This window comes from Microvenator marinus (assembly GCF_007993755.1).
Classification (GTDB): domain Bacteria; phylum Myxococcota_A; class Bradymonadia; order Bradymonadales; family Bradymonadaceae; genus Allomicrovenator; species Allomicrovenator marinus.
Genome location: NZ_CP042467.1, coordinates 3,959,077 through 3,978,804 on the forward strand (window position 1 = coordinate 3,959,077; position 19,728 = coordinate 3,978,804).

The following is a 19,728-nucleotide window of genomic DNA, read 5'->3' on the forward strand; positions in this document are numbered from 1 at the left end:
CCTTCACAAGTCTAAAAAAAATGGTGGAGAGAGACTCTCCACCATTCTTGGCATTCAGTGCTCGACGATTTATCGCCGTCGAACTCGGAGCCCGATTCCGAGAACTAGAAGCATCAGAAGCGCGTGATCTGGACGAGCATCGGTAGACGCACAGGCGGGTCCTGAACCCTCGAGCTGGCCTTGAGCTTGAGGACCAATGTCCGGGCCGGCCATATCAGCGCCCATATCGTCGATCGCCATGTCCGGCGTACCCATATCGGTTTCACCCATGTCGTCGCCCATGTCGGTCTCACCCATATCTGGGGTGCCCATATCGCCCATGTCTTCACCTGGCTCAACACACTCAGCGTTCGAGCAGACGAAGCCTTCGGCACAGTCCACGTCTGCTTCGCAAGAGCTAAGACATGCCGCACCTTCGGCGCTCACGCCACACACATACGGTGCGCAGCTTGTAAGCGTGGTGGTGTCCTCGGTGCATGCGCCCGACCCGTCACAGATGCCGGCGCTCACAGAGGTTCCATCAGCTGAACAGAACGACTCGGAGCAAGTTGAACCAAACGGCAGGTCTTCAAAGACACAGCCTTGCGCCGGATCGCACGACGGAGCGGTACACTCGTTATCGTCGTCCTCACATACAACGGCATCGCCGCCGCATACGCCCGACTCACAGATATTGTTCTCGGTACACGCGTCTGCGTCATCGCATACGGTGCCGTCTGGCCTTGGTTGCGCCACGCAGGCGCCGCTCGTGCCATCACATACGCCGATCTCACAATCTGTATCCAGGTTCGAACAATCCACGTTCGACTCGCCCGAACACACACCGTTACCGTCGCAGGTTCCGGCATCTACACAGACATCGCCACCACACGCCGTGCCAGACGCACTTGGGTTCGCCGGCACGCAAAGGTCTGCGGTCTCATCACAAGCCACGCCTTCAAAACAGGTGGCCGCAGCATTCGAGCAATCGCGAGGCGCACCCACACAAGCTCCCGCGCCGTCGCACGCGTTGTTTACGGTGCAGAAGAGGCCGTCATCACAGGTAGTTCCAGCCGAAGCAGGAGCTGCCTGACAGCCAAGCACAGCGTCACACGAATCGACAGTACACTCGTTGCCGTCATCACACGTCACAGCCGAGCCACCACACACACCCGCCGTACACGAATCCGCCGAGGTACAGGCGTTTCCGTCATCACAGGCGAGCCCGTCCGCGGCAGGCACGCTCACGCAACCCAAAACAGGGTCACAGCTTTCTACCGTACAAGGATTGCCATCATCGCACGCAATGGCACTACCGCCACAAACGCCGCCGCCACACACATCATTGTTCGTGCAGGCGTCACCGTCATCACACGACGTACCATTCGTCACATTGACGGCCTCACAGGCCCCCGTGGTCGCATTACATTGCCCAACGGTACACGCGGTATCGAGGTTCGAACAATCCACGGGCGCTGCGCCCTGACAGGTACCCGCGCCATCACACGTTCCAGCGGTCTGACAAACGGCCCCACCACAGGCATCACCAGCCGGCGAAGGCGCCGGCGGATCACACTGGTCCGCCGCCTCGTTACATACGCCCGCCTCAAAACACTCACCAGGCGATCCTGAGCAATCGAGCGGCGTTCCACCACCACATGCACCCGCAGTACAAACCTCATTCTCGGTGCAGAAAAGCCCATCATCGCAAGGCGTATTGTCAGCCACTACTGCATTGATACAGCCCAACGTGGTGTCACATGAGTCAGTGGTGCATTGATCGCCATCATCGCAAGAGAGCGGCGAGTAGGCAGTCTGAGACACACTCGGATCACACACCTCGCACGCATTGGTTGGGCTCACATCACCCGCAGCAACAAAGGCTCCATCAATGAAGCAGTCCTCAACTCCGTAATGGGCGAAGGCAGCTCCACCGCGTGTCGGATCATTCGGGGACGGATAATCACGTGCCCCGATCAGCAGGTCGTCGATCGAATCGCCATTAAGGTCAAATCCACTATGAATGCTCAATCCATATCCTCCGTTCGACTGGTTGCCTTCCAATGTTTGAACACGGTCAAAGCTCATCCCGTTATATTGGTGAACAATCACGGCGCCTTCGTTGGTTTCAGGGTTGCTGAAGTTTGGTGCCGACACGATAAGGTCAGCGAAACCATCTCCGTTAATATCTCCACCGGCAATTTCCGTTCCGAAACGCGAGCCGGGAAGTCCGTCTACCACGATAGGAACGAGTTCCAGCCCTGTCCCTGTGCCTTTGACTACCAAAACTGCCCCTTGATTCGAATTCTGGCCAGGTGCGCCAAAACCAAAATCCAGATTCCCATCATTGTCGATGTCTCCGAGCCTCACCGTCGCGACTCCCAGAGTAGCTGACGCCATACTGCCAAAGAAGGATTGTGTTGGCGCGGCTGAGAGCCCAGTTAAACCCCCATCGTGAAGGTAGACTGCCCCTTGATTTGTGAACCCAGGCTGGTCGAAACTCGGTGCTCCCACCAGAAGATCATCACATGTGTTCACTCCAACAACAGTTCCGCGGATGGGACCGCTGGTTAATGCCCCGCCAAAGTTAGAACCCGTTGGGCCATTGAGAATTTGAGGGGGGGTGAGGTAGGTTCCGTTGAGTCCATAGTAGACCCACACACGTCCGGAACTGGCATTGGTAAACGCGCTTCCGACCGCAATATCCCTAAACCCGTCGCAATTGTAGTCTCCGACTCTCACCCTAAATCCAAAAAATTCATTGGTTGCGGGCGATGGTGACTGAATCTCAGTAGGGGATTGTAATCCAACACCCGCCTGACCTCGAAAGATGTATACCGTTCCGGCATTGGCATTGCCTTGAACTGCCTTTAGCGACGAAACCGCAACGTCAGCGAAGCCATCTCCATCCACGTCCCCAAGAACCGCAATCAAATATCCAAGCTGAGCGAAAGCGATGTCGCTCTCGTAGCTCCATGCAGCTGTCTGACTTAGGCCAGTCGAGGTGCCATAGTACAGAATGATTCGACCTTCACGCGAATTGTCTTCACCGTTCGGTCCGTCATTGAAGTAGCGTGGTTGGCCCACTAACACATCAGTGAAGCCATCCCCGTTTACGTCCCCAAGCCCACGAACCATCGTGCCGAAGAAAGACGCGCCCTTGTCGGGATCTGGGTAGGTGCTCCACGAGGGCGAGGTGGCGACTGGGTCTATGTAGATTGGATATTTTGCGTTCTGGTCATTGTACTCAATAAACACTCGCTCACCGACTCGCACATATTTCACATCTAGGGTTTGCCCAGTGGCATCCCAAGCCCCGAGACCCTTCCATGTGAAGACCCTTTCGGTGCCTCGCATCACTATAAGGTCGGATCCGTCGATGATATAGCTGTGATCGTTTGAAAGCCCGAACTGGATCGCTCCCCTCTCTGAGGGCGACTTTAGAGTCCAAGAAATTGAGACTCCGTCAGTATTGTTGGAGAAGTGCGAGTCCCAATGGCTCCCCGAAAGCGTAAACTTACGACCGTCTACCTTGCCGGAGACCCACTTGTTTTGTTGTCCTACAACTTCTGACGGAGGGGCAGAATAGATCGTTTCCCCACCCACGTGCGTAAAGTGAAGACCTCCATCTGCAAGCACCTCGGCAGTATAGCCTAGCGCAAGGTTGGTTGCGCTAACTTTGCTGTCCAATATGTCCCAAGATTCAAACGGTTTGACGTCTCCAACGCGTGAGATTGACAGTCCCTCAATGGCGCCCTCCGATCCTGATTTCAATAAGGCGTGTTGATCAGTCTCCTGAGTTGCCTTGGTGTCGTGATCACAACCACTCAATACAAACATGGCCGCGAAGACGTGCAGAAACTTTACTTTATGCATTGATATACCTTCCAACTTACAAAATTTACCAACCTACCCTATTACCTATCCAATCTATGTCAAAGAGTTTGAAAATGGTTCGTGTTTTTCTGGTCCTAGGGCAAGACCCTCCGAAGCATCGTGCACTCAACCAACTTGCGTGGCAACGGTTAAAGGGCGGCTGGCTGGGTGCTGATGGCCCATGCCCCTGGGACATCTCGGAATCTCGAGATTCTATCTTAATATACAATCAAGCGCCATCAAACTCGACCATGCTCTACACACGAGGTCCTAACACATCCTTTGTCACTAATTATCCTCCATTCTTGAGGGTCGTCGGTCGGGATATACCGAATCGCCGCTTCCTAGATCGTTGGATTGAAGGCACCGAAGTTCTGGCTCGAGGCATCCAACAGGACTTCTTCAAGGATGTGTTTCGGGTCCCCTTTGGTCACACTCTGAGACTCTCCGACCGCGGTGCCAGGGTCGTTGAATGTGTGCACTATCCGCAAGAGCAATGGGTGTTCGAAGATGCTCTTACCAGACTAAAGGTCCTCCTTTATAGGAGTGTGTTGGACGGGGTTGAGCGGGACTCCAAACACGCTTTGGCTTTGAGTTCCGGATTAGACTCAACACTCTTAGGAGCAATCTTGCGTGATTGTGCGCCTAAGCTCCACGCATTTACCATGGAATCACGTGTTCCAGGTGCCGACGAACGGCACTTCACCCAAGAGAGTGCCAACCTCCTCGGTCTACCACTTCTTGGGTTCGACATCGACCAATGCCCAGTATTGGAGACCTCCGCAACGATGGACCGGTTTTGGGGACCCCAAGCTCATCCGGGCGAGGGACACGAAACAGAGTTTTTCCAATTTGTTGCCGACCGCGGATTCAAAACGATTTGGACTGGTGTTGCCGCTGACCAACTCTTCCATGTCGACCCTTCGGTCGTCATACGGGAAACCATTACGCGTCCGGGATGGAGTGCTTCGGAACTCTTGAACCCCGGTCGAGGCTGGAGGGGAATGCTTAATCGTGAAAACCCCAGGATTCCCTTTAATAGTGTGGCTTGGGATCTCGCTGTTCGTCATCAGATGCGAGTGCAGGAACGAACCGGGGTGACGCTTATTCAGCCATTCATGGAGCCAGATTTCGTCAACTTCGTACTTGGACTTCCGAATCTCTTCCTCGCGTCACCGAGTTGTGATAAACTCATCCTAAGAGAAGTGGGTTCCAGATTGATCCCACAGTTCAACAACTTTCGTCGGAAGCACACCGATTTTGGACCTTCTGTTCAGTTTCGTTTGAATTATGAAAGAGCGACACGCTCCAAGACGTTTTCCCCCAAAGAGTGGCGTCGAACCGCCGCCGAGCGATGGCTGGGTTTGTTTTATGGAAAAAGATAAGGAAATCTCAATGGAAACGGATACTCGCCCGATTGATCCTCCGAGGTTGATTGAGTTGGGTTCAGTGCGTGAACTCATCAGAGGCAGTGGCTCGGGAGGTTTGGATGTTTCGACAAACTGTACCACCCCTGGTGAGGACCAAGTCGATCCACCCCCTCCGACTTGCTCACCTTGAAGCTCGTGCTTTCCAAACACACGGTCATTGAGTGGTTCGATGAACGAGTCGTCTTGTTGAATGCGCAGAATGGCAGAGTTTTTGAACTAAACCCAACTGCGGCATTGATGTGGGATAAGCTTCAGACAAATCCTAGCCTTGCCGCGGAGTTTTTGGTCAAGAACGGGTACTCGCACGACGAAGCCGTTGGTCTGATCGGAGAGTTCGTAGACCATCTTTTAGATGCTGGGCTTGTCGAGAAATGACACGTTACGCAACATGGGGTCGAATAGTCCATGGCCCTCCTGAATTGCATTGGCCAGTTGTGCGTGACTCAGAAACCTCCATGCTCCAAGAGTGTAGAATCTCTGAGAGTTCGGGGCTCCGGTCTTGTCTATGGAAAACCATACACCTGGCCGAAGATATCGGCTCTAACCACACGCTGACAGTGAAACAAAGGGGCGATGCCCTTTTTTTTGAATGGCGTTCTCTTCGCGTCCTTTGGGAAGATTCGACCATCTACTTCGACGGCCCAGCTATCGAGCCATTCGTCGATCGAGTCGTTTTTCCCGTCATTGAGTCTTTGAACCCCGACTCTGTTACACTTCACGGGGCCGCGATAGTTAGCAAGAAAGCCATGTTGCTTCTGGGCCAGTCTGGGGTTGGGAAGTCAACGATTACCCGCGAGCTTTCCGGTCGTGGATGGCGATTTTGGGCTGACGATGTTGTCGCAATCAATCACACATTACTCAAACCTAGCGCGTCTTCCAGTCGGATGCGTGGAGCGACAACTCTGAATGAAGACTTTCCGGGTTCCGGTAAATTAAGGCTGATGGAGGCACCGAACTTCTCAGCGACTCCTTTATCCTCGATTGTTATCCTGAAACGCGGCGATCCTTTGAAATTGGAAAAGGTAGAGAGCGTGATCCCCCTAATGCCGTACCTCTACGATTTGGACCCCGGAACCCCCGAACTTCGAAAGCGTCGATTTCAAAACTTGGCAAATCTTGCTCGGACCACTCCCATTTTTGAAATGACCTTTCCTCCCAACGAACAGGGAGGTCCCAGTCTGAAGCAACTTGATCTTATCGAGAGCCTACTTTCGTGAGTCAAGCGATTAAAATGCAGGTAGGAGTTGGTCTCTTGTTGGTCAGCGCCACCGTCCTCAATCGTTACGGCCCAGGAGAGCTTCTTCGATTAGAGCCAGCCGATATCGGCACGGGACGACTCGATGCAGAGAGTCTGGCTAAGGTTGTGAGTAGGGTCGCTGATTCAATCAAAGTTCTAAACTGCCTTCCTCGTGCCATCGTGCTCCGAGAAATTCTGCGACAGAATGGAGTTGTTGCTGAAGTGGTCATAAGCGCAACCTACCTCCAAACTTTCCAAGGCCATGCTTGGGTCCGAACGCCCCACGGCAACTTTTTCAATGAAGAAGGACTACAACCATGGATCAAACTCCCCCTTTGCAATGAGGCCGACACTCATGAAGCATAGCGAATTGTCGGAATCGATGCGTTGGCAAGCGTGGAGAATGGCTCAACTCCACGTTCTCCAGGCCTTGAAAGCAGGACCGGCCGATTGGCTTCATCTCAAGGGGTTGGGACTCGCTCAACAGGTGTACCCAAATCCATTCGAACGCAAATCAGGAGATGTAGATATACTTGTGGATAGGCGTGAGTTGCCGAATTGGATTCAATGGCTTGAAAGGAACGGCTTTGAAAACCAGAGCCCGTCCACGCGCCCACTCACCATGAATCAGGTACTCTTTGTGCATCGCGCTACTGGGGTTCCATTAGATTTGCACTGGAGGATCGCCTATCCGCACCTACCAGCCCCCGAGTTTCCGGAGCTTTGGAGGACGCGCACGGAGATCGAGATCAACGGCACCCCGGTCAATGTCCTGAATGCGGGCTGGGGAGGTTTTCACCTCGTCGTGCATTCGCATCAACATCTATTTGAGCCACGTATTCTCAGAGATCTGCAGCACTGGATCACTCACTTCGATAATGAGCAAGAGATCCTAGAACTCGCTGCTGCTATGGGATGGAGCCGCGTTGCCAACACTTGTTTTGAAATCATTCGGCTAATCGATGGGAGACCATCTCTTGGGGGCCAGCTCCCAACATCCAGCTCGCTTGAGCGAGCACTGGCCGAGGTGATCCTTGAAGAATGGGAATCTGGGCAGGTCTTTCAAGATCTCTCCACCCAATCAGGCATCTACCAAATTCTTTCTGTACTCCTTCTCGACCACAACCCGCTACGACGCACACTGCGCTATAGCCTCGTTGGGTCGCACCGCGTGGGCACCACCATCGATCGCCTCCGCGTGGCACTTGGTAGAGACCCATGGGAGGTTTGAAGCGCGAACTAACGTCGAAAGTGCATTAAGTGCTTGACACCAGAGACTTCACTCCTATAATCCCGCGCTCCACAGGTCACGCTTTTCGTGGCTCTGAGTAGACAATATAAGGTCAGCACCAAGTGTTGACTCAATCTCGTAAGATTTGATGTGGTGATGCCGGCGGATAACCGGCTCCTTTTGACAGGTAAAAACGGATGCCTACGATTAATCAGCTCGTCCGCAAGTCGCGGGTAAAAGCGAAAGAAAAGACTGACGCTCCAGCGTTGAAAAACTGCCCACAGCGTCGTGGTGTTTGCACTCGCGTGTACACAACCACTCCTAAGAAGCCGAACTCCGCGCTTCGTAAGGTGGCTCGTGTTCGCCTGACCAACGGAATGGAGGTGACAAGCTACATTCCAGGTGAGGGGCATAACCTCCAGGAACACAGTGTGGTTCTCATTCGTGGTGGTCGTGTTAAAGACCTTCCAGGTGTGCGCTACCACATCATTCGCGGAACCCACGATGCGATCGGTGTCGCTAAGCGTCGCCAAGGTCGAAGCAAGTACGGCGCTAAGCGTCCCAAATAATTAGTGAGAGCAAGTCATGCCAAGACGTAGAGAAGTTGTTAAGCGCCCGATCATCCCTGATCCAAAGTTTCACGACAAACTTGTGACCCAGTTCGTGAACGTCATGATGCGCGATGGAAAGAAGTCCACCGCTGAAACCATCATGTACGATACCCTCGACATCCTCGAGGAGCGCACTGGTGAAGACCCGATCAAGGTGTTCAAGAAAGCTGTCGATAACTGCAAGCCAGCTGTCGAAGTTCGTTCACGCCGTGTCGGTGGTTCCACCTACCAGGTGCCTGTCGAAGTGCGTCAAGATCGTCGCACTGCGCTCTCCCTGCGTTGGTTGATCCAGTTCGCTCGTGCGCGCTCGGAGAAGACCATGGTTGAGCGCCTCGCCGGTGAATTGCTCGACGCAACGAACAACCGCGGCAACGCCATCCGTAAGAAGGACGAAGTCCACCGCATGGCTGACGCGAACAAAGCGTTCGCTCACTACCGCTGGTAGACGCATCCTCCCAACTTTCGGGAGATATGCGACGCGTTTCTTAAGCTCATTTATCCCCGGGTGCCACGTTGTGCTCGGGGATCTTTTACTTCCAAGGCAGGTGTATCGTGGCAAGGACGACCCCACTAAATCGAGTTCGAAATATCGGCATCATGGCCCATATCGACGCGGGCAAAACCACCACGACCGAGCGGATTCTCTACTATACCGGGAAGTCGCATAAGATCGGTGAGGTCCACGACGGTGCAGCCGAGATGGACTGGATGGACCAAGAGCGCGAGCGTGGGATCACGATCACGAGCGCCGCAACCACCTGCTACTGGACGTTCAACAAAGATCAGTTCCGGATCAATATCATCGACACCCCGGGCCACGTCGACTTCACGATGGAGGTCGAGCGATCGCTGCGCGTGCTCGATGGCGCGATCGCCGTGTTCGACGGTGTTGCCGGTGTTGAGCCGCAATCCGAAACCGTCTGGCGCCAGGCCAACCGCTATCACGTCCCGCGGATCGCATTCGTCAATAAGATGGATCGCGTCGGGGCCGACTTCGACAACTGCATCGAGATGATGGTCGATCGGCTCAAATGCCGCCCGGTCCGCATGCAGCTGCCACTTGGCGCTGAATCGGACTTCGAAGGCGTCATCGACCTGGTCGAGATGAAGGCGATCATCTGGGAAGACGAGGCCCTTGGCGCGACCTTCGCCAGCCACCCGATCCCAGAAGAGTATGAAGAAGAGGCTGCGCTCTATCGCGAACAGTTGATCGAGGCCGCTGCCGAGTTTGACGACGCTCTGATGGAAGCGTTCTTCGAGGGTCAAGAGATCGCCCCCGAACAGATCCGTGCCGCGATCCGAAAGGGAGCCCTTGCCATTGAGATCATCCCGGTCTTTTGTGGCTCAGCCTTCAAAAACAAGGGCGTGCAACCTCTTCTAGACGCTGTCGTTCACTTCCTTCCAAGCCCTGGCGATATCGGCGAGGTCAAGGGAGTGTCTGTGGAAGCAGCGAAGCGGGCCGCTGAGAATCGCAGCGAATTTGAAGAGGGCGATATGATCGTCCGAAAATTCGAAGATAAAGAGCCATTCTGCGCGCTCGCATTCAAGATCATGACCGATCCTTACGTGGGTCAGCTGACGTATTTGCGCGTCTACTCCGGCGTCCTCGAGTCAGGCTCTCACGTCTACAACTCGGTCAAAGACAAGCGGGAGCGGACCGGCCGCCTGCTCCTCATGCATGCGAACAAGCGGGAGGAGATCCAGGAAGCAAGGACTGGAGATATCGTGGCGGCGGTTGGTCTCAGGACCACCACGACTGGCGATACTCTTTGCGACGAGCACAAGACGATCGTGCTCGAGCGCATGGACTTCCCCGACCCGGTGATCGAGATCGCTGTGGAGCCCATGTCCACCGCCGATCAGGCCAAACTCGCCGATTCTCTCGCGAAGCTCGCTGTTGAAGATCCGAGCTTCCGCGTCAACACCGATCCCGAGTCCGGCCAGACGATCATTGCAGGCCAGGGTGAGCTCCACCTCGAGATCATCGTCGACAGATTGATCCGTGAGTTCAAGGTTGAGGCGAACGTAGGAAAGCCTCAGGTTGCCTACCGCGAATGCATCACGGGGACTACCGAGCACCGCGAGAAACTCGTCAAACAAACCGGTGGCAAAGGCATGTTCGCTGACGTAGCGATCCGCCTTGAGCCCGGTGAGCGCGGCTCCGGCATTCAGTTCACCGACGAGATCAAAGGAGGGGTGATCCCTCGCGAGTTCATCCCGTCCGTTGAGAAAGGTGTGCGCGATGCTGCCGAGGCTGGGCCACTCGCTGGCTTCCCGGTTCTCGACGTGAGGGTCACGCTTTTCGACGGATCGTTCCACGAAGTGGACTCCAACGACGTGGCCTTCAAGATCGCGGGTTCGATGGCATTCCGTGCGGGTGTGAGGGCGGCGTCGCCCCAGCTCCTCGAGCCGATGATGGACGTGGAAGTCGTCACGCCAGAAGACTTCATGGGCGATGTGATCGGGGACCTCAATTCAAGGCGCGGTCATGTGCAGGGTATGGCGCAGCGATCGGGTGCCCAGGTGATCAACGCCATGGTTCCCCTTGCTCAAATGTTTGGTTACTCCACGGCGCTGCGTTCGAAGACCCAGGGTCGTGCAACTTATACGATGAAATTCTCCCATTACGAAATCGTGCCGAAACAGGTCGAAGACCAGATTCTGCAACGGATTGGGGGCTTCATCTCGTACTGAATTTAGGAAGTGTAAATCCCATGGGCAAATGCCTTTGAGAAATGCAAAAAATCAACTTGATCTGGTGAATTTGGTCCTGTATGGTCCGCCTCCGCTTCGACGGGGGCTTTGTCCTACAAGCGGGCCCCTTAGTGGATATGCCGACATAACGGCGAATTGAAGAGTGGAGTGGTCATGGCAAGCGATAAAATTCGCATTAAATTGAAAGCGTACGATTACAGGCTGCTTGATGCATCGGCCGCAGAAATCGTGGACACGGCAAAGCGCACGGGCGCCAAAGTCGCTGGCCCTATTCCTCTGCCGACACAGATCAGTCGCTGGACAGTGTTGCGCGGTCCTTTCATCGACAAGAAGTCGCGTGAGCAGTTTGAGATGCGCACGCACAAGCGTCTTCTCGATATCCTGGACCCCACGCAGCAGACTCTGGACGCACTGATGCGCTTGGATCTTTCCGAAGGTGTTGACGTAGAGATCAAGACCTGAGGATTCACAATAACTCTCTTTCGCCCGTCCAAGCAGTAAATAGGGCGGCGCAGGAGGCAGGTAAATGAATATTGACGTATTTAATCTTGAAAACAAGAAGACGGGCTCTCTTGAGCTCGACGACGCGATCTTCGGCGCAGAAGTTCGCGAGCACCTCTTCTGGGAAGTTGTAAACTGGCAGCGCGCTCGTCGCCGCGCCGGTACCCAGAAGGTTAAGGTTCGCTCGGAAGTCCGCGGTGGTGGACGCAAGCCGTTCAAACAAAAAGGCACCGGTCGCGCTCGTCAGGGCTCGAACCGTGCAGCCCAGTTCCCAGGTGGTGGTACCATTCACGGACCAACACCTCGCGACTGGAGCTACGCCATGCCAAAGAAGAAGCGTCGTGCAGCATTGCGCTCGGCTCTTAGTCTTAAGGCGCAGAACGGCACGCTCCGCGTGATCGACGCACTTGAGTTCCCCGAAATTAAGACGAAGCAAGCTGTGGCTATGCTCAACGCATTCAGCGCTCCTAAGGCGCTTTTCGTTGACTCGACCACGCGTGAAGAGGGAACAAACACCCCAATTCACAACGAGACGCTTCGCCTCTCTGTGCGAAACCTTAAGAACGCGAAATATCTCGCGGCTGAAGGCCTCAATGTTGAGGACATCCTTCGGTACGATTACCTCTTCCTCAGTGCGAACGCGGTAGACGCGGTGCAGGAGGCATTGAAATCATGAATACTGCATACGATATCGTGATTCGTCCTATCATGACCGAGAAAACAGCCGGTCTGATGGAAGACGGAATGAAAGTTGTGTTCCGCGTGAACGCTGCCGCAAATAAGCACCAGATCCGTGCTGCTGTGGAAGAGCTCTTCGGCGTGGAAGTTAAGGGTGTAAACACCATGAACCATCCTGGACGTTCGCGACGATTTGGTCGCTACGTCGGCCGCCGCAACGGTTTCAAGAAAGCCGTTGTGACCCTGGCAGAAGGATCGACGTTCGATTTGTTTGCACTAGAAGCATCAGGTGAGGACGCGGGCGAAGTGTAGCTCGTCAACAGGAGTAGGAATCATGGGTATTCGAAATAGTAACCCGACATCACCTGGCCGACGCTTTTTGCGGCGAAACGACTTCGCCGAGCTCACTGCGGGCTCGCCGGAGAAGAGCTTGACCGAATCGGTGAAGCGCTCAGGTGGTCGTAATAACAACGGACACATTACTGTGCGCCACCGCGGTGGTGGTCATAAGCGTCGCTATCGTTTGATCGACTTCAAGCGCAATAAAGTTGGAATTCCAGCTCGCGTAAAGTCGATCGAGTACGATCCAAATCGCTCGGCCTATATCGCATTGATCGCTTACGCAGACGGCGAGAAGTCATACATCATTGCGCCTCAGGGGCTCAATGTGGGTGACGAAGTCATCTCGAGCGTCCACGCTGACATCAAGCCAGGCAACACGCTTCGCCTTGCAAAGATTCCAGTCGGAACCGTTGTGCACAACATTGAGCTTCGTCCTGGAAAGGGCGCTCAAATGGTGCGCTCCGCGGGAACGTGGGCACAGCTGATGGCCAAAGAAGGTAAGTACGCTCTTCTGCGCCTTCCTTCCGGCGAGCTTCGTAAGGTCCTTCAAACTTGCCGCGCCACGGTGGGTGCAGTCTCTAACCCGAAGCACGAAAACGGCGCTTCCGGTAAAGCAGGCCGCTCACGTTGGTTGGGACGTCGTCCGTCGGTTCGTGGTGTTGCCATGAACCCGGTTGACCACCCACACGGTGGTGGTGAGGGTCGTACCTCTGGTGGTCGTCACCCAGTGACGCCATGGGGTGTGCCGACCAAAGGATACAAAACTCGTAAGAACAAACGTACCGACCGCTTCATCGTGCGTCGGCGTAACCAGAAGTGATCGCAGGAGTAAACCGTGCCACGTTCAATTAAGAAAGGACCATTCGTTGATGAAAGTCTTCGCAAGAAGATCTCTAAGGCGCTTGAGTCAGGTGATAGGCGGGCGATCAAGACCTGGAGCAGACGCTCGATGATCGTACCGGAGATGGTTGGATTGACCTTCGCTGTCCATAATGGACGCGAGTTCGTTCCAGTGTTTGTGACAGAAAATATGGTCGGCCATAAGCTCGGCGAATTCTCGGTAACGAGAACGTACTACGGGCACGCCGCTGACAAAAAAGCGAAGAAACGCTGAGGTTGGTAATGAGTAAGCCAAAACGTAAAGAACACAGAGCCAATCGGGCAGTTCTTCGCAATGTGCGAATTTCGCCTTTCAAGGCTCGCGTTGTTGCAGATCTAATTCGTAATAAGCCGGTGTATGAGGCGCTTTCGATCCTCGAGTTCACCCCAAAGAAAGCATCGCCAATCCTTGCGAAGCTTATCAATTCCGCGCTCTCCAATGTGGAGACTAGCCAGGAATTGGATTGGGATATCGACGGACTGGTTGTCGCAGAAGCCTACGTGAACGAGGGACCGACCATGCGTCGTTTCATGCCTCGCGCACAGGGTCGAGCCACCAGAATCAACAAGCGAACCAGCCATATCACTGTGGTTTTGAAGCCCGAGTAATCGTGCAGGAGTATTGAGATGGGTCAAAAAGTACACCCAACAGGATTTCGTCTCGGCGTTATCAAACCTTGGAATTCCAAGTGGTACGCAGACAAGAACTACGCGAACTGGCTGCACGAAGATCTCCAGCTTCGAGAGTACTTGCAGAAGAAGCTCGGCCATACCCAGATCTCGAAGATCGAGATCGAGCGTATGGCTCGCCGCGCAAAGCTGACGATTCACACGGTCAAACCAGCGGTGGTGATCGGACGTCAGTCGACCGGTATTGAGGCGCTCAAGCGCGAGCTTCAGAAGCGCTCGGACAGCGATATCTTCTTGAACGTTCAAGAGGTCAAGAAGCCTGATCTGGACGCGAAACTGGTCGCCGAGAATATCGCTGGCCAGCTCGAGCGTCGCGCAAGCTTCCGTCGCGTGATGAAGAAAGCCGTTCAGCAGACCATGAAGCTCGGCGCACAAGGCATCCGAGTGAACTGCTCGGGCCGCCTCGGTGGTGCCGAAATGAGCCGGCGTGAATGGTACCGTGAAGGTCGAGTGCCCCTGCACACCTTGCGTGCAGACATCGACTACGGTGTGGCAGAAGCGAAGACCACTTACGGCGTCATCGGCGTCAAAGTTTGGATCTTCAAAGGTGAAGTACTTGACGCCCGGGCTAGCTTCTAAGCGAAGCCCAGGACGACGAAGGAGATATTATGCTGAGTCCGAAACGTGTGCGTTGGAGAAAGACGCAAAAAGGTCGCATGAAAGGCAAGGCCTATCGCGGCAACGAAGTTTCGTTCGGCGATTTTGGTTTGGTGGCTCTGGAGCCAAAGCGCATCACCGCTCGACAAATCGAGGCCGCTCGTATCGCGATGACTCGATACATCAAGCGTGGTGGTAAAGTTTGGATTCGAATTTTTCCAGATAAGCCGATTACCAAGAAGCCGTTGGAAACACGAATGGGTAAAGGTAAAGGTAGCCCAGAAGAGTGGGTAGCCGTGGTCAAGCCTGGTCGTGTCCTTTACGAAATGGACGGCGTGAGCCGCGAAGTGGCAGAAGAAGCGTTCCGTCTTGCGGGACACAAACTGCCCTGTAAGACACGATTCATCGTGCGAGGAGAGGGACTATGAAAGCCGTAGAATTGCGGGAAAAGTCCGTAGAAGAGTTGACGGAGCTCGAATCTCAAATGAGAGAGGAGCTGTTTCGTCTGAGAATGAAACATTATACGGGACAACTTCAGCGTTCCTCCGATTTGAAGGAGCACCGCCGAACCATTGCCCGTATCCAGACGATATTGGCTGAACGTCAAGCCCAAGCTTGAACTGAAGTGAATGAGGAGCGGTCAAATGGCCACCGAAGAAGCACCCAAAACTGAAAAAACTCGCGGTCAGCGCAAAACCCGTATCGGCACTGTGGTGAGCGACAAGATGCAGAAAACCATCGTTGTCTCCATTACGCGTCGCTACATGCATCCGAAGTACAAAAAGTACGTCAAGATGCGTTCGCGCTACCAGGTTCATGATCCAAACGACGAATGTAAGATTGGAGATCGTGTTCTCATCGAAGAAACACGTCCTCTCTCCAAAAACAAGCGTTGGAAGGTAAAAGAGATTGTGGAGAAAGCGCCAATCGTGTAAACGATGCGCCCGCTGCCGGCCCGTGGCGCATAGGCCGTCAGATATCAACTCCCGTGTGCCAATGAGAGGTTTCCAATGATACAGATGCAGAGCAGGCTCACGGTAGCCGATAACTCTGGTGCCAAGCAGGTCCAGTGCATCAAAGTCTTGGGCGGGTCGAAGCGCCGATACGCTTCAGTAGGCGACACGATCATCGTGTCGGTGAAGGAAGCCCTGCCCAATTCGAAGGTCAAGAAAGGCGAAGTTAAGCGCGCCGTGATCGTACGTACCGCAAAAGAGCTTGCACGCCCTGACGGTACCTATATCCGGTTTGATGACAACGCCGCTGTCCTGATCGATAACAATAACCAGCCCGTCGGAACCCGTATCTTCGGACCGGTCGCTCGTGAACTTCGCGCGCGGCAATACATGAAGATCGTAAGTCTGGCGCCTGAGGTCCTTTGAGACTCGGCGGGATTGCTGAGCGGAGAACGTCATGCATGTTAAGAAAGGTGATACGGTCGTAATTTTGGCCGGAAAAGAAAAGGGAGAGCGTGGCGAGATTATCGACATCGACCGAAAGCACGGACGTGTGAAGGTTGAGCGTCGTAATATGATCGTCAAGAATAAGAAGCCAAATCTTCTCACTGGAGAAGAAGGTGCAGTGATCGAAAAAGAGAACTGGATCGACGCTTCGAACGTGCTCATTTTCAGTGAAAAACTTCAAAAGGGTGTCCGTACCCAGGCTCGTTGGGTTGGCAAAGGTGGAAGCCTCCACACCACGCGCACCGAAGCTGTGGCTTCGTTCGGCTCGGACGCTCCTGAGCGCATCCAGAAGGTCCGTTACTCGGTAAAGAGTGAAGAGACTTTCGGTGCGGTAAATGCGGATTAAAGATCGGTTGCTCGGCGCTTGACATGGGTCGAGCTCTCCGATATGAAACGCGCCCTCGAACGGCGATGTGTTGTTCGCATCGCCGAATTTTTTTGGCCAAGCTCACGGTGGTCGTGAATTGGTGGTTGGATTCGGAACAGCGGTAGAGTCCCGCTGACACGGAGAGTCCCTGATGGGTTACTTAGTAAATAAATATCGTAGTGAAGTGATTCCCGCATTGACCGAAGAGTTCTCCCTGCAGAACCCAATGGAAGTGCCTAAGATCGAGAAAGTGGTGATCAACATGGGTCTCGGCGAAGCCGTACAGAACCCCAAGGTGATCGAAGCTGCTGTCAACGAGCTTACCCTGATCGCTGGTCAAAAGCCGGTCATCACTCGCGCAAAGAACTCGATCGCAACCTTCAAGTTGCGTGAAGGTATGCCGATCGGTGTTATGGTCACCCTACGTGGTGAGCGTATGTTCCAATTCCTGGAGCGCTTGCTCTACATCGCCCTTCCTCGCGTTCGCGACTTCAAGGGTGTGAGTGACAAAGCATTCGACGGACACGGAAACTACTCGCTCGGCGTTCGTGAGCAGATCATCTTCCCAGAGATCGATTACGACAAAGTCGACAAAGTCCGCGGAATGAACATCACCATCGTGACCAGTGCTCCTAACGACGACCAGGCGCGTGCGCTCCTTCGTCACATGGGCATGCCGTTCATTCATCGTCAGCAGAAAGTTGCAGCAGCAGAAGGTTCTGAAGCTGCTGGAGAATAACCGTTAGGCCCTTCGGGGATAAAGAGGAGAAACCATGGCTCGCAAAGCATCCATGGAGAAAGCCGCAAAGACTCCAAAATTCGCAGTCCGTCAGCACAATCGCTGCGGTGTATGCGGACGTCCACGTGGTTATCTAAGAAAGTTTAATTTGTGCCGAATCTGTTTCCGTAACCTTGCTCTCAAAGGCGAAGTTCCGGGCGTCGTGAAGGCGAGCTGGTAAGAAACATTAATCCGGGAAAGGCCCAGGAGAACTCCCTAGCCGTTTGGTGAACGGCAATCTCCTGTGGAACCTTCTCGAAGGAGACACCTATGTTCACAACGAGTGATCCGATCGCGGATTTCCTCACGAGGATTCGCAATGGGCAGCAGGCGCGTCACGCGTCGACCAAGATCCCAGCGAGCAAAGTGAAGTTTGCGGTCGCAAAGATTCTTGAAAAGTATGGCTACGTCGGAAACGTCGAGCGCAACGATGAAGGTCCTCAGGGCACGATCATCGTCGAGCTTAAGTACGACAACGACCACAAGCCTTTGATTAACAACATTCGCCGAATTTCGAAGCCTTCTCGCCGTGTATACGTCGGGGTGGACGAGATCCCTTCGGTATTGAATGGTCTTGGTATCGCAATCCTTTCCACGTCTCAGGGCGTGATGACGGGTCAAGAGGCCAAGGCAGCCAACGTGGGCGGCGAGCTCCTTTGCACGGTCTATTGATACCGGAGGTGTATTATGAGTCGAATAGGTAAACTACCGATCACGATTCCCGCCGGTGTCGACGTCAAACTCGACGGTTCGGTGATTCGTGTCAAAGGTCCAAAGGGCGAGCTTGTTCGTACCCTTTCGGATGTCGTAAGTGTCAAGATCGACGGAAACACGATTCACGTCGAGCGTAGCTCGGATAGCCGTGAATCGCGTAGCCACCAGGGTCTTGTGCGCAGTCTTGTTGCAAATATGGTTACTGGCGTCTCTACGGGCTTCCAGCGTGACCTTGAGATCATCGGTGTGGGTTACCGTGCTGAGAAGCGCGGCAATTTTATTCGCTTTGACCTTGGTTACTCGCACCCGATCTTCGTCGAGCTTCCTGCAGTGGTTGAGGCGACTGTGTCGCAGACTGCAGTGTCGTTGACGAGCCGAGATAAAGAGACCCTCGGCCAGGTCGCAGCGAAGATTCGTAGCTTGAGGAAGCCGGAGCCGTACAAGGGCAAAGGCGTCAAGTACAAAGAAGAAAGAATTATCCGCAAGGCCGGTAAGGCGGGCGGCAAGAAGTAACCATCGTGTTGCGTCTTGACGCAAACAAGTTGAGGTAAGCTTATGTTGAGCAAAAATGAACGAAAAGATGGCCGCCTTCGCCGCAAGCGTCGTATTCGCAAGAAAGTCACTGGCACGCAGGCTCGGCCACGTTTGACCGTATTCCGGTCTAACCGCCACATCTACTGCCAGGTTGTAGATGACGTCACGGGGAGCACCCTTGTGTCGGCTTCAACCAAAGATGCGGAAGTCGCATCGGCATTGGACGGAAAAGATAAATCAGAGCAGGCGAAGGAAGTTGGCAAAGCGCTGGCGTCCCGAGCTCTTGGTAAAGGTATCGACTCGGTCGTCTTCGACCGTAACGGATACATCTACCATGGTCGAGTTGCGGCTGTTGCAGAAGGCGCCCGTGAAGGCGGACTGCAGTTCTAAGAGGAGTTCCTATGGCGTTGCAACGTCGTAAACGAGAAGATGTCGATTTGAGCGAAAATGTGATCGCAATCAATCGCGTCGCAAAAGTGGTGAAGGGCGGTCGTCGCTTCAGCTTCAGCGCCCTCGTGGTGGTTGGAGATGGAAACGGTCGTGTTGGCGTGGGTCACGGAAAGGCTAATGAAGTTCCAGAAGCCATCCGTAAGGCCACTGAAAACGCGAAGGGCCACCTTATTACGGTTCCGATTGTGGACGATACGATCCCTCACGATGTGATCGGACGCTTCGGTAGCGGGCAAGTTTTGCTCAAAGCTGCCAGCGAAGGTACCGGTGTTATCGCGGGTGGGCCTGTTCGTGCGATCCTTGAGGCAGCGGGTGTGAATAATATTCTCACCAAGAGCTTGGGTTCGAACAACCCACATAACGTGGTGCGGGCTACGATGGCTGGATTGGCAGGACTGCACGATCCGGACGAGTATCGCCGTCGCCTGGGCCAAAACCTACCAGAGGCTGAATAAGCCGAGGAGCACGTGATGGGTCAGATTAAAGTAACACAAACTCGCGGACTCGCCGGGAAACCAGAGTCACAGCGTCTAGCTATCAAAGGTCTCGGATTGCGTCGTCGTCACCACACAGTGGTTGTGGAAGACACGGATGCGATCCGCGGGCTGATCTCAAAAGTCGTCCACTTGGTGGAAGTCGAAGAGATCAAGGAGTGAGTC

Annotated in this window: 28 protein-coding genes; 26 read left to right on the forward strand and 2 right to left on the reverse strand. The window is 54.2% G+C overall.

Features of this window, described 5'->3' with window-relative positions; all coding sequences use genetic code 11:
• Nucleotides 1–69: 69 nt before the first annotated feature.
• Nucleotides 70–3,855 carry an FG-GAP-like repeat-containing protein gene (locus FRD01_RS16270; RefSeq protein ID WP_146961486.1) on the reverse strand — a complete coding sequence of 1,262 codons (3,786 nt, stop codon included), beginning with the start codon at nucleotides 3,853–3,855 and terminating at the stop codon, nucleotides 70–72.
• Between the two features lie 74 nt (nucleotides 3,856–3,929).
• On the opposite strand from FRD01_RS16270, the gene FRD01_RS16275 reads away from it, so the two are divergent.
• Complete coding sequence (locus FRD01_RS16275; RefSeq protein WP_249755683.1) at nucleotides 3,930–5,240, forward strand: asparagine synthase-related protein; 1,311 nt, start codon at nucleotides 3,930–3,932, stop codon at nucleotides 5,238–5,240.
• Between the two features lie 180 nt (nucleotides 5,241–5,420).
• Complete coding sequence (locus FRD01_RS16280) at nucleotides 5,421–5,660, forward strand: PqqD family protein (RefSeq protein WP_249756224.1); 240 nt, start codon at nucleotides 5,421–5,423, stop codon at nucleotides 5,658–5,660.
• 128 nt (nucleotides 5,661–5,788) lie between these two features.
• Here the strand turns inward: FRD01_RS16280 and FRD01_RS16285 are convergent, their stop codons facing one another.
• Nucleotides 5,789–6,004, reverse strand: coding sequence for a hypothetical protein (locus tag FRD01_RS16285; protein ID WP_146961492.1), 216 nt, complete (start codon nucleotides 6,002–6,004; stop codon nucleotides 5,789–5,791).
• Nucleotides 6,005–6,516: 512 nt separating this feature from the next.
• Between FRD01_RS16285 and FRD01_RS16290 the strand changes: the two genes are divergently transcribed.
• The 24 genes from FRD01_RS16290 (at nucleotide 6,517) to rpmD (ending at nucleotide 19,725) form a co-directional block, all read left to right on the forward strand.
• A complete protein-coding gene (locus FRD01_RS16290; protein WP_146961494.1) occupies nucleotides 6,517–6,888 on the forward strand; it encodes a lasso peptide biosynthesis protein in 372 nt (123 codons plus the stop codon).
• Entirely contained in the window at nucleotides 6,878–7,753 is an 876-nt protein-coding gene (locus FRD01_RS16295; RefSeq protein ID WP_249755684.1) for a nucleotidyltransferase family protein, read from the forward strand. The genes FRD01_RS16290 and FRD01_RS16295 overlap by 11 nt, the downstream gene beginning before the upstream one ends.
• A gap of 197 nt (nucleotides 7,754–7,950) precedes the next feature.
• Complete coding sequence (gene rpsL / locus FRD01_RS16300; RefSeq protein ID WP_146961498.1) at nucleotides 7,951–8,322, forward strand: 30S ribosomal protein S12; 372 nt, start codon at nucleotides 7,951–7,953, stop codon at nucleotides 8,320–8,322.
• A gap of 16 nt (nucleotides 8,323–8,338) precedes the next feature.
• On the forward strand, nucleotides 8,339–8,809 hold the full coding sequence (gene rpsG / locus FRD01_RS16305) for a 30S ribosomal protein S7 (RefSeq protein ID WP_146961499.1): 471 nt from the start codon (nucleotides 8,339–8,341) through the stop codon (nucleotides 8,807–8,809).
• Nucleotides 8,810–8,916: 107 nt separating this feature from the next.
• On the forward strand, nucleotides 8,917–11,058 hold the full coding sequence (fusA, locus tag FRD01_RS16310) for an elongation factor G (RefSeq protein ID WP_146961501.1): 2,142 nt from the start codon (nucleotides 8,917–8,919) through the stop codon (nucleotides 11,056–11,058).
• A 174-nt stretch (nucleotides 11,059–11,232) separates the two neighbouring features.
• A complete protein-coding gene (rpsJ, locus tag FRD01_RS16315) occupies nucleotides 11,233–11,541 on the forward strand; it encodes a 30S ribosomal protein S10 (protein ID WP_146961503.1) in 309 nt (102 codons plus the stop codon).
• A 64-nt stretch (nucleotides 11,542–11,605) separates the two neighbouring features.
• A complete protein-coding gene (rplD, locus tag FRD01_RS16320; RefSeq protein ID WP_146961505.1) occupies nucleotides 11,606–12,256 on the forward strand; it encodes a 50S ribosomal protein L4 in 651 nt (216 codons plus the stop codon).
• Entirely contained in the window at nucleotides 12,253–12,570 is a 318-nt protein-coding gene (gene rplW / locus FRD01_RS16325) for a 50S ribosomal protein L23 (RefSeq protein ID WP_146961507.1), read from the forward strand. Before rplD ends, rplW begins: the two co-directional genes overlap by 4 nt.
• 22 nt (nucleotides 12,571–12,592) lie before the next feature.
• Nucleotides 12,593–13,420 (forward strand): 50S ribosomal protein L2, encoded by an 828-nt coding sequence (gene rplB, locus FRD01_RS16330; RefSeq protein WP_146961509.1) that lies wholly within the window; start codon nucleotides 12,593–12,595, stop codon nucleotides 13,418–13,420.
• A gap of 15 nt (nucleotides 13,421–13,435) precedes the next feature.
• Entirely contained in the window at nucleotides 13,436–13,714 is a 279-nt protein-coding gene (gene rpsS, locus FRD01_RS16335) for a 30S ribosomal protein S19 (RefSeq protein ID WP_146961511.1), read from the forward strand.
• Between the two features lie 8 nt (nucleotides 13,715–13,722).
• Nucleotides 13,723–14,088 carry a 50S ribosomal protein L22 gene (gene rplV / locus FRD01_RS16340; protein WP_146961513.1) on the forward strand — a complete coding sequence of 122 codons (366 nt, stop codon included), beginning with the start codon at nucleotides 13,723–13,725 and terminating at the stop codon, nucleotides 14,086–14,088.
• An 18-nt stretch (nucleotides 14,089–14,106) separates the two neighbouring features.
• Nucleotides 14,107–14,748 carry a 30S ribosomal protein S3 gene (gene rpsC / locus FRD01_RS16345; RefSeq protein WP_146961515.1) on the forward strand — a complete coding sequence of 214 codons (642 nt, stop codon included), beginning with the start codon at nucleotides 14,107–14,109 and terminating at the stop codon, nucleotides 14,746–14,748.
• 29 nt (nucleotides 14,749–14,777) lie between these two features.
• Nucleotides 14,778–15,194: a 50S ribosomal protein L16 gene (rplP, locus tag FRD01_RS16350; protein WP_146961517.1), complete on the forward strand. Its 417-nt coding sequence runs from the start codon at nucleotides 14,778–14,780 to the stop codon at nucleotides 15,192–15,194.
• Nucleotides 15,191–15,385 (forward strand): 50S ribosomal protein L29, encoded by a 195-nt coding sequence (gene rpmC / locus FRD01_RS16355; protein ID WP_146961519.1) that lies wholly within the window; start codon nucleotides 15,191–15,193, stop codon nucleotides 15,383–15,385. Before rplP ends, rpmC begins: the two co-directional genes overlap by 4 nt.
• 25 nt (nucleotides 15,386–15,410) lie before the next feature.
• On the forward strand, nucleotides 15,411–15,701 hold the full coding sequence (rpsQ, locus tag FRD01_RS16360) for a 30S ribosomal protein S17 (protein ID WP_146961521.1): 291 nt from the start codon (nucleotides 15,411–15,413) through the stop codon (nucleotides 15,699–15,701).
• A gap of 75 nt (nucleotides 15,702–15,776) precedes the next feature.
• On the forward strand, nucleotides 15,777–16,145 hold the full coding sequence (rplN, locus tag FRD01_RS16365) for a 50S ribosomal protein L14 (RefSeq protein WP_146961523.1): 369 nt from the start codon (nucleotides 15,777–15,779) through the stop codon (nucleotides 16,143–16,145).
• A 31-nt stretch (nucleotides 16,146–16,176) separates the two neighbouring features.
• On the forward strand, nucleotides 16,177–16,572 hold the full coding sequence (gene rplX, locus FRD01_RS16370) for a 50S ribosomal protein L24 (RefSeq protein ID WP_146961525.1): 396 nt from the start codon (nucleotides 16,177–16,179) through the stop codon (nucleotides 16,570–16,572).
• Nucleotides 16,573–16,744: 172 nt separating this feature from the next.
• Complete coding sequence (gene rplE, locus FRD01_RS16375) at nucleotides 16,745–17,332, forward strand: 50S ribosomal protein L5 (RefSeq protein WP_146961526.1); 588 nt, start codon at nucleotides 16,745–16,747, stop codon at nucleotides 17,330–17,332.
• Nucleotides 17,333–17,366: 34 nt separating this feature from the next.
• Nucleotides 17,367–17,552 carry a type Z 30S ribosomal protein S14 gene (locus FRD01_RS16380; protein WP_146961528.1) on the forward strand — a complete coding sequence of 62 codons (186 nt, stop codon included), beginning with the start codon at nucleotides 17,367–17,369 and terminating at the stop codon, nucleotides 17,550–17,552.
• Nucleotides 17,553–17,641: 89 nt separating this feature from the next.
• Nucleotides 17,642–18,043, forward strand: coding sequence for a 30S ribosomal protein S8 (gene rpsH / locus FRD01_RS16385; RefSeq protein ID WP_146961530.1), 402 nt, complete (start codon nucleotides 17,642–17,644; stop codon nucleotides 18,041–18,043).
• Nucleotides 18,044–18,058: 15 nt separating this feature from the next.
• On the forward strand, nucleotides 18,059–18,598 hold the full coding sequence (gene rplF / locus FRD01_RS16390) for a 50S ribosomal protein L6 (protein ID WP_146961532.1): 540 nt from the start codon (nucleotides 18,059–18,061) through the stop codon (nucleotides 18,596–18,598).
• A 42-nt stretch (nucleotides 18,599–18,640) separates the two neighbouring features.
• Complete coding sequence (gene rplR / locus FRD01_RS16395) at nucleotides 18,641–19,009, forward strand: 50S ribosomal protein L18 (protein WP_146961534.1); 369 nt, start codon at nucleotides 18,641–18,643, stop codon at nucleotides 19,007–19,009.
• 11 nt (nucleotides 19,010–19,020) lie between these two features.
• Complete coding sequence (rpsE, locus tag FRD01_RS16400) at nucleotides 19,021–19,524, forward strand: 30S ribosomal protein S5 (protein WP_146961536.1); 504 nt, start codon at nucleotides 19,021–19,023, stop codon at nucleotides 19,522–19,524.
• Nucleotides 19,525–19,539: 15 nt separating this feature from the next.
• Nucleotides 19,540–19,725 (forward strand): 50S ribosomal protein L30, encoded by a 186-nt coding sequence (rpmD, locus tag FRD01_RS16405; protein WP_146961538.1) that lies wholly within the window; start codon nucleotides 19,540–19,542, stop codon nucleotides 19,723–19,725.
• Nucleotides 19,726–19,728: the final 3 nt, after the last annotated feature.